Annotated in this window: 16 protein-coding genes; 10 read left to right on the top strand and 6 right to left on the bottom strand. The window is 37.0% G+C overall.

Annotation, left to right across the window (positions count from 1 at the left end; genetic code table 11):
* Positions 1-3 precede the first annotated feature (3 nt).
* The gene (locus tag MP477_RS09900) at positions 4-615 is read left to right on the top strand and encodes a YdeI family protein (protein ID WP_257190292.1); all 612 of its coding nucleotides are present in this window, start codon (positions 4-6) and stop codon (positions 613-615) included.
* A 58-nt stretch (positions 616-673) separates the two neighbouring features.
* On the opposite strand, the gene MP477_RS09895 is transcribed toward MP477_RS09900, so the two are convergent.
* Together MP477_RS09895 and MP477_RS09890 are read right to left on the bottom strand one after the other, a co-directional pair.
* Positions 674-1,945 carry a Y-family DNA polymerase gene (locus tag MP477_RS09895; RefSeq protein ID WP_257190291.1) on the bottom strand — a complete coding sequence of 424 codons (1,272 nt, stop codon included), beginning with the start codon at positions 1,943-1,945 and terminating at the stop codon, positions 674-676.
* 185 nt (positions 1,946-2,130) lie between these two features.
* Positions 2,131-3,714, bottom strand: coding sequence for a Na+/H+ antiporter (locus MP477_RS09890; protein WP_257190290.1), 1,584 nt, complete (start codon positions 3,712-3,714; stop codon positions 2,131-2,133).
* Positions 3,715-3,973: 259 nt separating this feature from the next.
* Between MP477_RS09890 and MP477_RS09885 the strand changes: the two genes are divergently transcribed.
* The 9 genes from MP477_RS09885 (at position 3,974) to MP477_RS09845 (ending at position 10,816) form a co-directional block, all read left to right on the top strand.
* Positions 3,974-4,474: a M15 family metallopeptidase gene (locus MP477_RS09885; RefSeq protein ID WP_257190289.1), complete on the top strand. Its 501-nt coding sequence runs from the start codon at positions 3,974-3,976 to the stop codon at positions 4,472-4,474.
* Positions 4,475-4,662: 188 nt separating this feature from the next.
* On the top strand, positions 4,663-5,700 hold the full coding sequence (locus tag MP477_RS09880; RefSeq protein WP_230033580.1) for a patatin-like phospholipase family protein: 1,038 nt from the start codon (positions 4,663-4,665) through the stop codon (positions 5,698-5,700).
* 359 nt (positions 5,701-6,059) lie between these two features.
* The gene (locus MP477_RS09875) at positions 6,060-6,647 is read left to right on the top strand and encodes a DUF2589 domain-containing protein (RefSeq protein ID WP_257190288.1); all 588 of its coding nucleotides are present in this window, start codon (positions 6,060-6,062) and stop codon (positions 6,645-6,647) included.
* A gap of 68 nt (positions 6,648-6,715) precedes the next feature.
* A complete protein-coding gene (locus MP477_RS09870) occupies positions 6,716-7,399 on the top strand; it encodes a hypothetical protein (protein ID WP_257190287.1) in 684 nt (227 codons plus the stop codon).
* A gap of 4 nt (positions 7,400-7,403) precedes the next feature.
* Positions 7,404-7,958, top strand: coding sequence for a hypothetical protein (locus MP477_RS09865; RefSeq protein ID WP_230033566.1), 555 nt, complete (start codon positions 7,404-7,406; stop codon positions 7,956-7,958).
* A gap of 127 nt (positions 7,959-8,085) precedes the next feature.
* On the top strand, positions 8,086-8,331 hold the full coding sequence (locus MP477_RS09860; RefSeq protein WP_230033565.1) for a hypothetical protein: 246 nt from the start codon (positions 8,086-8,088) through the stop codon (positions 8,329-8,331).
* A 450-nt stretch (positions 8,332-8,781) separates the two neighbouring features.
* Positions 8,782-9,702 (top strand): YafY family protein, encoded by a 921-nt coding sequence (locus tag MP477_RS09855; protein ID WP_257190286.1) that lies wholly within the window; start codon positions 8,782-8,784, stop codon positions 9,700-9,702.
* Between the two features lie 55 nt (positions 9,703-9,757).
* Positions 9,758-10,381 (top strand): hypothetical protein, encoded by a 624-nt coding sequence (locus MP477_RS09850; protein ID WP_257190285.1) that lies wholly within the window; start codon positions 9,758-9,760, stop codon positions 10,379-10,381.
* A gap of 3 nt (positions 10,382-10,384) precedes the next feature.
* On the top strand, positions 10,385-10,816 hold the full coding sequence (locus MP477_RS09845) for a nucleoside deaminase (protein ID WP_230033562.1): 432 nt from the start codon (positions 10,385-10,387) through the stop codon (positions 10,814-10,816).
* A gap of 62 nt (positions 10,817-10,878) precedes the next feature.
* On the opposite strand, the gene MP477_RS09840 is transcribed toward MP477_RS09845, so the two are convergent.
* The 4 genes from MP477_RS09840 to MP477_RS09825 form a co-directional block, all read right to left on the bottom strand.
* Positions 10,879-11,412 carry a GNAT family N-acetyltransferase gene (locus MP477_RS09840; RefSeq protein WP_257190284.1) on the bottom strand — a complete coding sequence of 178 codons (534 nt, stop codon included), beginning with the start codon at positions 11,410-11,412 and terminating at the stop codon, positions 10,879-10,881.
* 48 nt (positions 11,413-11,460) lie between these two features.
* Positions 11,461-12,219, bottom strand: coding sequence for a type III pantothenate kinase (locus MP477_RS09835; RefSeq protein ID WP_257190283.1), 759 nt, complete (start codon positions 12,217-12,219; stop codon positions 11,461-11,463).
* Positions 12,220-12,324: 105 nt separating this feature from the next.
* Positions 12,325-14,163, bottom strand: coding sequence for a M1 family metallopeptidase (locus tag MP477_RS09830; protein ID WP_257190282.1), 1,839 nt, complete (start codon positions 14,161-14,163; stop codon positions 12,325-12,327).
* Between the two features lie 139 nt (positions 14,164-14,302).
* Positions 14,303-14,773, bottom strand: coding sequence for a DinB family protein (locus MP477_RS09825; protein WP_257190281.1), 471 nt, complete (start codon positions 14,771-14,773; stop codon positions 14,303-14,305).
* Positions 14,774-14,842 lie beyond the last annotated feature (69 nt).

Here is a 14,842-nt window from a genome sequence, read left to right as displayed (position 1 = left end):
AACATGGAAAAATACAGCATCAAAGTTGATGAATATATCGATAAATCTCCGGATTTTGCTCAACCTGTCTTAATTTATCTTCGTGAAATAATTCATGAAGCCTGCCCTGATGCAGAAGAAGCTATCAAATGGAAGTTTCCCACCTTCATGTATAAAGGAAAGATTCTCTGCTCTATTACTTCTTTTAAGCACTATTGCAGTCTTGGGTTCTGGCTACACCAGGAAATGAAAACTTTAAAGGAAATAGAAACTACAGCTGAAAAGAGTTCGATGTTCAGCTTGGGCAAGATCACCAAAATGGAAGATCTTCCTTCAAAACTTCAACTTAAAAAAGCCATTAAAGAGGCTATGGAGCTTACGGACATGGGAGTTACCATGAAGAAAGCAGCTCCTTCTAAAACAGAAATGGAGGCTCCTGAATATTTTCATGATGCTTTACACGCTAATGGAAAAGCATTGGACGTCTTTGAGAAAGCTTCACCGTCCTTCAGAAAAGAATACATCACCTGGATCACTGAAGCTAAAACTGAAGCCACCCGGAATAAAAGGATGGAACAGGCCCTGGAATGGATTGCAGAAGGGAAAGGGCGGAATTGGAAATATGAGAGGAAGTAGAGACTTCGGGAAAGAAACAGAATTTTCAAGACATTTAAACATAAGACAGGAATAAAGACTAATGAAACCTAAAATTAGCTTCAGGAAGTGTATTTTTCTTTAAGAAAGCTTCATATTCAGGGGACAGCTGTGCCCGGCCAAAGGTATTTTCGCCGCTCATACTTCCAAGACGCACTTTATCTTTTCCAAACTTCCTGTTCATAGCATCCATGGCTTTCATTACAGGAAGGTGTTGGTTTTGGGTATCTTCTTCAAAAAGACCAATCTGTCTTTGATCTTCGGGAACAAAATCATTGACCATAACGCCGGCTCTTTTATAATGAAAACCATCTTTATAAATTGATTCAAAAAGCTCGTTCACCACTCTTCCTATTATAATGGAGGAATTGGTAGGATTGGAAAGGATCCGGGTCACTGCATTTCTATATTCGGGAAGATCTTTTCTGAAACGATTGGTCTGCACAAAAACGGTGATCATTTTACAGCATGTGCTTTGTTTCCGCAGTCTTTCTGAACAGTACATTCCAAAAGTTTCTACTCTTTCCCGTACCTCCTCTTTTTGTGTCAGCATTTCCATAAAGCTTCGGGTAACGGCTATAGATTTTTTCGGCGATGGTGCATCCAGTTCCAGCTGGCGGATTCCTTTCAGCTCGTTAAGCATTCTTACCCCATGAATCCCCATAATCTTGCGGATCCACATTTCAGGTTTCTGAAGAAGATCCCAAGCTTTGTAAACCCCATTGTCATTCATTTTTACAGCCAGCTTCCTTCCTATTCCCCATACATCACCTATATTGAGCCATTTCAGGGCTTTCTCAATTTTTTCAGGCGTATCCAGAATATATACCCCTTTAAACTGAGCAGGAAAGTCTTTAACGATTCTGTTGGCCACTTTACACAACGTTTTGGTGGGGGCAATTCCTATACTTACAGGAATATTTTCTTTTTCTTCAATTTCTTTTCTGATGTTATCGCAATATTCATGGATATCAATATACTTAAAGCCTGTCAAATCAAGGAAAAGCTCATCAATGCTGTATACTTCGTATTCAATAACGTAAGATTTAGCAATATTGATCACCTGCTGGCTTTTGTAGTTGTACAATTCAAATTTTGCCGAAAAAATTTTCACATCATACTTCTGGAAGAGTTCTTTATATTTAAAAGCAGGAGCTGCCATAGGAATTCCCAGCTCTTTTGCTTCTTTGCTCCGGGATACCACACATCCATCGTTATTGGAAAGAACCACAACGGGTTTGTTTTCAAGGGAAGGGTCTAAAGTCCTTTCACAGGAAACAAAAAAGTTATTGCAATCTACGAGGGCATACATGATGATGTGTGAATATATACTGCAAAATTATAAACTTTTAAAGTATAAAATCAGTTTCAGTTAAACATTAACATCACTTTTAACATACTGTATTTTAAATAATTATTTTTTTATAATACGACAGGTTTTGTCGCATCAGCGCTTTAATTTGGTCTTCAAAAACAGTATCCGTTGCATATTTAGCCTTAGATCATTTTCAGACGTTCTTCTTCCAGATCAAGCTGAAAAAGCTGATGACGAATGATTTCTTCATCAATCGAAATATCCTTATTAAGCTCTGTGAGAAACTGCCTTTGACTTTCAAGCATTTCAATAAAAACAGCTTTGAATTTTTCATTCATCCAGTCTGCATCATTGGCTTTATTTTTTTCTTCCCAATGTCTCAACAGCCGTTCTATTCCTGCATGACTGTGAAGTTCACTTTCATGCTTATTTTTAAGAAAATGATAAACGTGTTCTCTTAATTTTTGTTTGACTTCCTTCCGGGCTAGCTCTTCTTTTTCTTCATCTATAAAATCCTCAAATACCTTTCCATATTTTATAAAATAAGGCAATGTAAGTCCTTGTACCAGAAGGGTAAGCAATATCACTACAAAAGTGATAAATAATATAAGGTTTCTGTTTGGAAAAGGAGTCCCATTTTCAAGACTTATAGGAATAGCAAGTGCTGCTGCCAGGGATACTACTCCCCTCATTCCCGTCCATCCAAGTAAAAGAGGCATCATCAGGCGCCTTCCCGTGGAAGATGCCCTGGGAGTTACAGAAGGGCGAAAAATAATCGTGGCAATCATTGCCGCATAGGAGCTTATTATTCTGGCAGCGATAAGAGTGATGGTTACTAATACTCCATAATTAATAGCAGTCTTTAAGGCTATTCCTTCGGAACGCAGCCCACCTACAATTTCCGGAAGCTCCAATCCGATAATTAAAAATACAATCCCATTCAGAATAAATACAAAACTTTCCCAGACGCTATATCCTCTTATACGGCTGGTACTGTTTAAGAATATCAATCTTTTACCTGACATATATAATCCACCACATACCACAGCCAATACTCCGGAGCTATGAAACTGTTCGGCTACCCAATACATTAAGTAAGGTTCAATTAAAGTGAGTGCAATATCTGAAGAAGCCTCCGTAGGAAGACGTTTGTGGGCTTGTACAAAAATCCAGCCCAGTAATAATCCAATTCCTGATCCTCCAATCATCATCCATAAGAAATCTAAAGAAGCATCCTGCCATACAAATTGTCCGGTTCCTACAGCGATTAATGCAAAACGGAAAATAATAAGTGAAGAAGCATCATTAAGTAAACTTTCTCCTTCCAGAATAGCTGACGTTGTATTGGGAATCTTCACAAATTTCATAATGGCACCTGTACTTACGGCATCTGGCGGAGACACTATACCTCCCAGTAAGAATCCCAGAGCAATAGTAAATCCCGGAATAAAATAATTGGCAGCAATGGCCACTGAAAATGCGGTAAAAAATACCACAAGGAAAGCAAAGCTTCCAATAATCCGCCACCATCTCTTCATTTCTTTAAAGGAAATTGACCAGGCGGCTTCAAATAACAGTGGTGGTAAGAATATAAAAAAAATAAGATCCGGATTGATCTTTACAGCAGGTAAACCGGGTATAAAACTGACAAGAAGTCCAAATACAACCAGTAAAATAGGATAAGCAATTTTTAATTTAACAGCCCACATATTTAATAATACAATAGCGGCTATCATCGCCAATAAAAAGGGTAAAACGGTGTGCATTGATATTGTGTTTTTTTTAATTTTCCATCTGTTATCTTCATTATTATCTGAAGACAGATTCTCTTACAAATATACAATCAATCTGCATTTTCGGAGCCATTTTTTCAACCTTATCAAAACTTAATTAGAAGTTGTAGAAGAATATCCCAACAGTATCTTTTCTCATAAAGAAGGAGATTTAAAATAGTAAAAAATCAATTAAAACACGTCAAGTTTCGTCGCTTCCGCCCTATACCTTTGCTCTATAATAGTAAAAAATATGGACAAAGTAACATCAGAAAGAATCCAGACACTTCACCCACTGATCAGGGATGAAGTAAAGCAGATCATTAAAGAATGTGACAAAGCACTTACCGGAAGAGCAAAAATAAGGATCACCCAGGGTCTGAGGTCTTTTGAAGAACAGGAAAGGCTTTATGCCATTGGAAGGCTTACTTCAGGAAAAAAAGTAACTAATGCCAAAGCCGGGCAAAGTATTCATAATTATGGTCTTGCTGTAGATATCTGTATGATTACTGATGGAAAAACCGTAAGCTGGGATACTGCAAAAGACTGGGATAATGATCAGGTTGCCGACTGGTACGAATGTGTAAAAATATTTGCCGGACACGGCTGGGATTGGGGTGGAAACTGGAAAACATTCAAAGACCTTCCCCACTTTGAGAAAAAGAATATCCCTTCAGGGAAAGACCTTATTAAAATCACTTGGAAAACCCTTTTAAAAATGCCCAGAGATCAACAGAATTATATCCTATTTTAATTGTCTTTTATTTAAAATAATTATAATACGACATGTTCTGTCGCTTCCCCCGCCTACCTTTACCTGACAAGAAAACAACTAAAAAAGCAATGAAAACCTAAATACAGAATCTCAATTTTCCCAGTAAATAAAGGATTCTATAGATTTAAAATTGCATATGTCCCTTTAAAAAACAATTAAAACATCACATGAAAAAGACAACCATTCTTTCTTTGGACGGGGGTGGAATAAGGGGAATTATCACCTGTATTATTCTACGTTACATAGAAGAACAGCTCCAGTATTATGATAAACCGACTGCAAGGCTCGGGGATTATTTTGATCTGGTAGCAGGCAGCAGCACAGGAGGTCTGATTGCTTCTATTATCTTATGCCCCGACGAAACCCGAAAGGCAAAATATTCTATCCAGAAAGGCTTAGAATTATATGCTGAAAAGGGTGGAGACATCTTTCAGGTATCTTTTTGGGAAAAACTGGTTAATCCATTTGGATTGCTGAACGAAAGGATTTCCCAGGAAGCACTTGAAAAAAATCTGAATGATTTTTTTGGAAATTTAGAATTAAAAGAATTAATAAAACCGTGTTTAATTACAAGTTATGATATAGAAAACAGAAGAGCCAAGCTTTTCAATTCCTGGGAAGCCAATCTCAGTACTGATAATTTTTATGTAAAAGACATTTGCAGAGCTACTGCTGCAGCTCCTACCTATTTCAGCCCTGTACAGATCAAATCGATGTACGGACAGATCTTCAGCCTGATTGATGGAGGAATGTTTGCGAACAATCCTGCTCTTTGTGCTTATGCAGAAGCCAGAAAGATCCCTTTTGCAGAAGTTTTAAGAAACCATCAGAAAGCCAATCATCCCGGCGTCAATGATATGATCCTCATTTCTATAGGTACGGGAGTGGAATCCCGCCCTTATCCGTTTAAAAGATTAGAAAAAGCAGGAAAAATAGGATGGGTAAATCCCATCATTGATATTCTGATGTCTGCCAATGCAGAAACGGTAGATTATCAGCTGTCCCAAATGTTTCAGACATTAGGTTTAAGAAATCAGAAAAACTATTACCGTCTGAACCCGTCTCTGAAAAATGCTTCACCGGCAATGGATAATGTAAGGCGCTCCAATATTGAAAACCTGATCCAGGCCGGCCTGAGTTATATTGATGACAACAGGGAAGTTTTAAACCAGATTGTTCAAAAGCTCATCAGAAACAAAATATAAGCTTAAAAACTTATAATGCCTCCAAATAAGCTTAAAAGCTTATATTATAAAATTCTCACTGAATTAAAGCAGTTGGCCAGGCCAGTTTATAATATTCATAAAAAATTAAATAAAAGTGAAAATAAATTATAACACGACAAGTTTTGACGCTGCGGCCAACTATCTTTAAATAAACAAAATAACCAGGGAAACCAAAGCTAAATAAGCTTGTTCCAAACTTACAATATCCCAATTATTTTTAATAATAATTTTCAGCTTATAAATGCTGAACAGGATAGCTATTGCTCAATATTGAATATTAGTCTGCTAGCACTACTATATATTATTAACCAATTAATAACCTTAACAATTTTAGAATTATGGCAAATTTAGTACAAGAATTAAACAGTTTAGATTTCAGCGTTTACATCGGAGGGCCTATGCAGGCTGCTATCAAAGCTCAGCATGATGCATCTATGTCACAGGTAAACTTCATTAAAGAGGTCGGTTTTGAGGAAGAAGCCGCAGAAGGAGGCGCTAAAAAGCTTAAGTATGTGGATTTCACGTATACAAAGTCAGTTCCCAGCACTGTTGAGAACAGTGATAGTGTAGTAAAATCAGAAGTTAAATTAAGCGTTCCATTGCTTTCTATGCTGACGATTCCGGCTTTAAGAATTGATGAAATGACGATTGATTTCAATGCCAAACTTAATTCAGTAGAAACTCAGAGTATTGCCAGTGAATTCCAGGGAAGCGCTTCTATCAGTGCTAAGTTCTGGAAGGTTAAATTCAATGCTTCAGCTTCTTATAAGAAAACCAACTCAAGTACCTCAACGACAGAAAAAACATATACGTTGGGAGTACACGTAAAAGCTGTAAATGATGAATTACCCGCAGGGCTTTCAAAAATTATGGATATGTTAGAAGATGCTATTGTTGCTTCCGCAACACCCGTGGCTACTTCTTAATAATTTTCAGGATGGCTGCTCCGGCAGCCATCCTTTTAAAAATTTTTATCAATTAAAAAAAACTTATCATGCCAAAATTGAATGAATATTTAGGAGGTATTGTCTCTGAAATTGCTGCAGCCAGAAAAATGACCGATTTACAGACTGTACAGATAGCAAAAGAATATGCTAAAGATGACCTGTTGAAACATTTTTCCATTCCAAGAATGAAAGTGGGAACAGTAGACCTTACCATTCCTTTTGCAGCAGCCGGAAGTTCCCCTGTCCTGCTTTTCAGAGACTTTTCTTATGACGAGATTACAAAAGTAGCCTCAACAGATTATAATCCTGCTGACACAAAAAATGATCAGAATTTAAGGAACTTTCTAGCCAATCAGGAGCTTAGTTACAATGATTACATAACGAAGATCAAAGCTGAAAACAAGCCTACCCTCACCGATTCACAGATACAGTATTTTGAACCTATCTCAAAATATACAGTAGAATACTGTCGTTCCCTTCCCAATTTTACATGGAATAACACAGATCCTCAGTTGCTGCAGCAAAGTCTTTTCAGCAGAATTGTTTCCGAAGTCCGAAGGGTTATTGAGAAAACAGATGACCGCGAGATTATTGTAGAGGCAAGCAAATTGATGCAGCTGGATGCAAAATGCCTGATTTATGCTAAAATGAGTGTGAGCGAAGCAGGAATGGAGTGGTCAAGATATGAAGATATCAATGGAAATATTATAGAAACGCTTATCCCTGAATAATAGAATGAAAAAGTCACAGTTTATATTGGTTTCCCAGTTAAAGAATCAGTTGCTGGAATTTCCGGGTATTGTTTCTTCTTTGGAGAAAAAAGACCCTTTTTTTGTTGAGAAAATGCTTTCCTGGCTTAAGTCTGTAGAAAATATTCTTTCTACAAACACGATCAGTGAAGTTTCGGAAATAGCAGGATTCAGAAGTAAGATCCTGGCAGGTAAAATCAGCGATGAGAGAAGTTTTAATGCTAAAAAAAATCAACTCAAGGTTACTGCAAATCTTCTTCATGATGCACAAAACTGCGTGCTTAATGTACTGCTACCTCATGAAACAAAAATGAATGAATGCAGAGATATCACCAAACAAATATTGGCTTTAGCTGCACAAACGACAAACAGCCTTTATACCTCAGAAATTACATTCGAGGACTTTATACAGAGAGTCTGGTTGCATATTATTTCGGATGATGATTTAAAATTAGGTGGAATCAAGCTCAAATCCATGCTTTCTGAAATGGACATCATTATGCTTATTGCTGATGAAATAGATATCAAAGATTTTTCTTAAAACTAAAATAGCTCAAAATTTTTTTTGAGTTATTTTTTTTATGCGTCAAGTTTTGACGCCTCCTTCGATTACTTTTGAAATATAAACAAGAACACAAAAACAATTAATAAAAAACTTTAAAAAGCCCTTGAATTCAACATTGATCTATGCTGAACAGCCTGAAATATGTTCAAAAATTAACCCACACCTTAAAACACAAAACATGGAGACACCCAATCACCACACAGATATTATCTTCGATGAAGATCTCTATACTATAGAATGGAGTGACATCGAAAATGCAGAGATGGATTATGAAAACTATCTCAACGACATTGAAAACTTCTTCAGACAAGATTTTGAAAATGATGTTCTTGAAGAAGATACACTATAAATATAACATAAGCATTATACATTCTGAAGCTGCCCACCATCCTTTATGCATCTACTGCAATCTCGCCAATTTTCAAAAAGCCTTTGAATTCACCATCACAAACGAGTGGGCAGCCAGAACTGTGTTATAAAAACAACACCGAATCATTTAATAATACAGCTTAGTGTAAGCAATTATTTTTATATCAATAACCTTACATTTATGAAACCAGCAGCTTACCTGATCCATAATAGGAAATAGCTGGTTTCTCTTTTATCTGATACCTATACAAAGGTTGGCAACCTTCCTCACAGTATTAAAAATAATAGTGATGCTCAGTAAACGCTAACCTTCTATAGCAGAATATTTATCATTCTAAGGCCGTTTTTTCTTTCGGAAATTTCACAAAAAAATATAACACGACACGTTTTGTCGCATTAAGCCCATATATTTGTGGTACAAAATTTTACCATGAAAAAAGATTTTTATTTAACGAGATATGCCTTAATCATTAAAAGATTGGAAAGTTCCCCAGCTACTTATTCACAGCTGGAGGAATACCTTTTAAACTCTTTTGAATTTCAGGATGCCGGAATCAAGAGTTATTCTATCCGTACCCTGCAAAGGGATATCCGTGAGATTTCAGATCTTTTTAATCTTTCTATTCACAACAAAAAAAAGGGAGATAACCGGTATTATATTGAAAGTCGCCCCATCATGGAGGTGGATGAATACAACCAAAAATTACTGGAGTCTTTCCAGGTAAGCAATGCCCTGAATCTTCACCCGGATTTTTCAAATTTTATCTTTTTTGAAAGCAGAAAACCAACCGGTGTGGAGCATTTTTATGATCTGTTCTTTGCTATCCGTAATAAAAGAGTGGTTAGTTTCGAACATTACAATTATAAAAATAAGCTGATGACCTCCCGAAAGGTACACCCACTCGCTTTGAAGGAGTCTAAAGACAGGTGGTATCTTATTGCTATTGATACAAAAGATAAAGCCTTAAAATCATTTGGACTGGACAGGATTAATTATCTGGATGTGGGCAAAAATAAATTCCGTGAAAAATACAGTTACAATTTCAGAGAGCATTTCAAAAATGCATTCGGGGTGATGAATCTTACGGAACAGAAACCGCAAAACATTGTGTTGAAATGCAGCCGCCATCAAGGGGAATATATCAGAAGCTTCCCTCTTCATCAGTCGCAGAAGGAAACCAAAGAAACGCCGGAAGAGATCTATTTTGAGTTCTTCCTTCATCCTACGTATGACTTTATGCAGGAAATTCTTTCCTATGGAAAGGAGGTGACTGTTTTAAAACCTAAATGTTTAGTTGATGACATACGCACCCATCTTCAGGAGTCTCTGAACCGTTATCTTGAAAGCTAACCGGGAATAATTCTATCTCATATTTTTTAATTATATTTACATAAATATACCTGTATTGAGAGCTTTATTTATTGGTATCAGCTGCTTTATTTCTTCGTTTCTTCTTTCCCAGCAGAAAGAGGAATTCAGGGCTGTGAAAGGCTATTACAACCAGCATAGAACTATGCTGAATAAAGAATTCAGGAAAAAATTTGATGCAGAGTCCAATACCTTTAAAAAAGCTGCTATAAAAGGAGATTTTCTTTTTTTTATGAAAAAAATGGACAGCATTGAAAATACAGCATTAGTAGGAGCTTTATTACGGGTAAGAAATCTGGAAGACCTGGAATCTATAAAAGTACCGAAAGATATTTCCATAGATCCCGTTGACAAGTCTGTGGATTTGGAAACAGCACCCAATTATCCCGGAGGACTCAATACATTAAGGAAGGAAGTAGCTAATCTTATGTATACAGACGGTGTGTATTCTGAAGTAAAGATGGTTAAAACAAGTGTGGCTTTTATTGTTGAAAAAGACGGAAGCATCAGTAATGTTCATGCACAGGGTGATAATTTCACGTTTAACAGACAGGCTGAAATTGCCTTATACTCTCTTTCTGAAAAATTTGTTCCGGCTATGGCTAAAGGGGATCCTGCAAGATTCCAGTTCAGACTTCCTTTAACATTAACGATGGAATAATCAATGTTTACTGACGAATATTACATGAAAATGGCCCTGCAGGAAGCAGAAGCCGCTTTGGAAAAAGATGAGGTGCCTATAGGATGTGTAGTTGTTTCTAATAACCGAGTTATTGCAAGAGCCCACAACCTTACTGAAACCCTAAATGATGTTACTGCCCATGCAGAAATGCAGGCTATAACTTCTGCTGCTAATTTCCTTGGCGGTAAGTATCTTAAAAACTGTACACTCTATGTCACATTAGAACCTTGTGTCATGTGTTCCGGAGCACTTTCGTGGTCGCAAATTTCAAAAGTAGTAATTGGAGCAAGAGATGAGCAGAGAGGTTTTATCAACAAACATCTTTCCCTGCATCCAAAAACGGAAATCGTAACAGGAGTTATGGAAAATGAATGTTCTATGATCGTCAAAGAATTTTTTAAAAGTAAAAGATAAAGGAACAATATATACTTGTTCCTCTTTATATTTCCGGGGTAAAATCAATACGTTAGTGTATCTTATTTCATATCATTAAAAATAGAATACATTACGAGATCGAAATATTCTCCGCCTTTCTTAACATCCTGTTTCAAAACGGCTTCTTTTTCCATACCAATCTTCTCCATAATTTTTCCGGAGGCAGGATTTTGATAAAGATGGGTAGCAAAAATTTTATTGAACTTCAGTTCTTTAAAACCAAAATGTACAATAGCTTTAGCCGCCTCTGTTACATAGCCTTTGTTCCAGTAAGACATTCCTATCCAATATCCCAATTCAGCTTTATCATCATCCCGGTCATGAAGACCTATCGCTCCGATAATATGCCCCTCTTTATTACGGATTCCAAAGGTATATCCCGTGTTATCCTCAAAGGCCTCCTTTGACATTTTCAGCCAGAGCTGAGCATCGTTTTCTGTATATGGATAGGGAATATTAGAAGTGAGATCTGAAAAGATTCTGTGCTGAAGATATTCTGTAATGAAAGGGATATCCTTCTCTTCAAGCTGGGAGAGAATAAGTCTTTCTGTTTCTATTATTGGAAATTCATTCATTATATAAAGGGTTTAGGCTAAAATAGGGTTAATCATTTAATTTCACCCTTACAAATCTTTACCAAGGAAATAAAGTCCTTTCAGGGTATGAAGCCTGTCCATTACATGGATTTTATCTGTCAAAGGCTTATAAACATGAGATACCCCTCCTGTGGCCACTACAAAACAATCGTCATTTACCTCATCATTAATACGGTCAACGAAACCTTCTACCATTCCCAGAAAACCATATACCATGCCGCTTTGCATACAGGTTACCGTATCCAATCCCAGCACTGATTTCGGTTTTTTAAGCTCAATATCAGGAAGCTGTGCCGTCTGGTTGATCAGTGAATTTAAAGAAGTCACAATTCCCGGAGCGATAATCACTCCTAAAGTTTCGCCTGTTTCTGCCACACAGCTGGCTGTAAGAGCGGTTCCAAAGTCAATGACAATCTTTTTCCTGTTTGGATATAGATTATGGGCAGCAACCAGGTTGGCATAAATATCTGTTCCCATCTGCTTAGATTTGGCCTGAACCTCTGATGGAGTATTTCGGTCCACAATAACAGGGGTAACCCCATGGATCTTTTTTATTCCTGAGCTCATCACTTTGGTAAGTTGGGGAACTACAGATCCAATGATTACCTTATTTATTTCTTTAGGATCAATTTTATAGGTCTGATAAAGCATCAGCATTTGTACATATAGCTCGTCTGCGGTTCTGTAGGGTTTAGTATTGATGACCCATGAAACATCACAGTTATCTCCATTAAAAAGGCCGAATCTGATATTGCTGTTTCCTACGTTTATTACAATTGAATTCATTGATTTTTTTTAACAGGCTAAAATTTTAAATTCTGGTTCCAAATTTATAAAAAAATAAAAGGAGTATCCTCAAATACTCCTTTTATTCTATATGTTTATCTTTTCTTATTTCACCTGTACAAAATTATCCGCCATATTCACATCAGCAATTCTTTGACTGAAGTCTATTCCTAAGACTGATAACTGAGACTTTGGATAAGGAATAGTAAAGGTATATTCTTTCTGAGTCCAAGGCCAGTAAGGCATCGTTTTAAAATTACCATAGATATCACTTTCTTTCCATGTATGTGTCATGTTTAATGGGATCTGGTAGGTTACAATTTTCTTCTCCATCGTCATTACACTGAAATCAACAGGCATAGGAACCTGTCCGTTATTTACCAGGGTAATTGTTGTAGATTTTGCATCATATTTCACATCCTTAATCCCGTAATCAATGGTTTTTGTTGTATTAATCCAGTAATTGTGGAACCATTTCAGGTCCATCCCCGAAACTTTTTGGGCGATATGAAGGAAATCTCTGTCTGAAGGATGCTTCATACTCCATTGGGCATAATACTGTCTTAATGTTTCGGCCAGCTTCTGCTCACCCATAATGTACCCCAGCTGAACCAGATACAATTCACCTTTCACATAAGATGAATAGGTATAAGAAGTTCCGTTATCATGGTGATCTCCCAACCAGACAGCCGGTTCTTCAATTCCTTTTTTAATAAAACTTCTGTAAGCATCCAATGTTTTTACAAAAGGGTTCGGAAGATCTTCCGGAAATAGCTGATGCATGGTGTAGCCTTCTGCGTAGCTTGTAAAGCCTTCATCCATCCATGGGCGTACAGATTCATTGGTGGCAAGCATCTGCTGATACCAGGAGTGAGACCCTTCATGAGCCATTAAGCCCATTAAGCCTTTAATATCTTTAGCTTCTCCAAGAATCATGGTACACATTCCGTATTCCATTCCACCGTCACCACCCTGGATAAAGGCATAGGTAGGGTATACATATTTTCCGAAATGGGCATTCATGATCTCGAAATACTTGGTCACATAAAGCGGTGCCTGTTCCCACACCTTTGTTTTATCGTTTTTCTGATAAACCAAATATACTTTTGGACCTTCCGGAACATCAAAACCATTGACCACGTAATCCCTGTCTGCACTCCATGCAAAGTCAAGAATATTTTTAGCCGTCCATTTCCAGGTTACTTTTTTATCTTTTTCCGCTTTAATTTTTGCGTTGGCATCATATCCTTTTACGTCGGCAGGATTTTCAAGGGTTCCCCCTGCTCCTATAACATACTCTTTATTGATTTTAATGGTAACATCAAAATCTGAGAATGGTGCATGAAATTCTCTTCCCATATAATCAAAAGTTGCCCAGCCGTCATAATCATACTCGGCAATTTTTGGATACCATTGAGTCATAGTCATGTCTACTCCTTCCCTGTTGTTTCTTCCACTTCTTCTGATCTGCTGCGGAATCACAGCATCCCAATCCATGGTAAACGTTGTAGAGGAATTAGGTTTTATAGGCTCAGCCAGATACACCTTCATGATGGTTTCCTGGATTTCAAATTTCAAATCCTTTCCATTTTGTCTGATCCAGTGAATATTTTGGGCTCCCTCCTGATCTTTCGGAATAGATGCCAATCTTGAGATCCCATCTTTCTGCAACCTAGAGTCACCATTTTTTCCTTGAGAAGTTATTCTTTGGTCCATCATGGAGTTGGGCTTAAAAGCATTCCAGTAGAGATGAAAATAAACCACATTCAACTCGTCCGGTGAATTGTTTGTGTATTCCAAAGTCTGTTTTCCCTGATAAGTAAATTTTTCAACATTAACATCAATGTCCATCTTGTACTTTGCAGCCTGCTGATAATAAGCTCCTTGCTGAGCATGAAATTGTGAAATGATAAACGCAAAAATGATTGCAGCCGATTTTCTCATTTAAAATTTTATTTTTTTTCTAAAGGTATGTAATTTAAATAAGACCTCAAATAGGAGCTGTACCGAGGTTTTATTCTGTTTAATGTGGTTTTGGATTGATTTTAATTCACTTTGTTACCTCTTTTTAACAAACATAAGTCTACTGGCTCATCAACAGCTTTTTTATTAAGGTGATCTGTCCTAAATGGTAGTAGCTATGCTCAATCATTCCCTCTATATTTCTTCTGTAGGTTCCATATTTTTCATCTACAAAAATTTCATCAAGCTGATCATCGGGAATTTGCATAACCAATGCCGCAAACTTTTCAGCATCAGCCCATAATTGATTTACCAACTCTTCCCATTGAGCCTGAGATTCAATAGTGGGAAGGTCAAAACTATATTGGTCTTTTATCTCAAGACCTCTCCCTTCAAAGACATTTATAACGCCTGCTATATAATAATGTATGTGAAAAGTAAGCATTGCGATGGTATTCAGTGGTCCAACTTTGGCAACAGCCTGCTCCCAGCTTACCCCGGAAAGCTGGTCTTTAAAATTGGTATTGGCAATCCAGAGGCCATCAAGCAAAACCTCTCTGAATCTTTTTGATAATTGTACTGCAGAGCCCATAGATCGGTTATTTTATATTTATTTAAAGGTAAGTAATTAAAGAATTGTTTTTAAGCGCTTACTGATTTT

This window comes from Chryseobacterium sp. WG23 (assembly GCF_024586575.1).
Taxonomy (GTDB): Bacteria; Bacteroidota; Bacteroidia; order Flavobacteriales; family Weeksellaceae; genus Chryseobacterium.
Note: the sequence above shows the minus strand (reverse complement) of the source record. Positions and strands in the feature narration are given on the sequence as shown.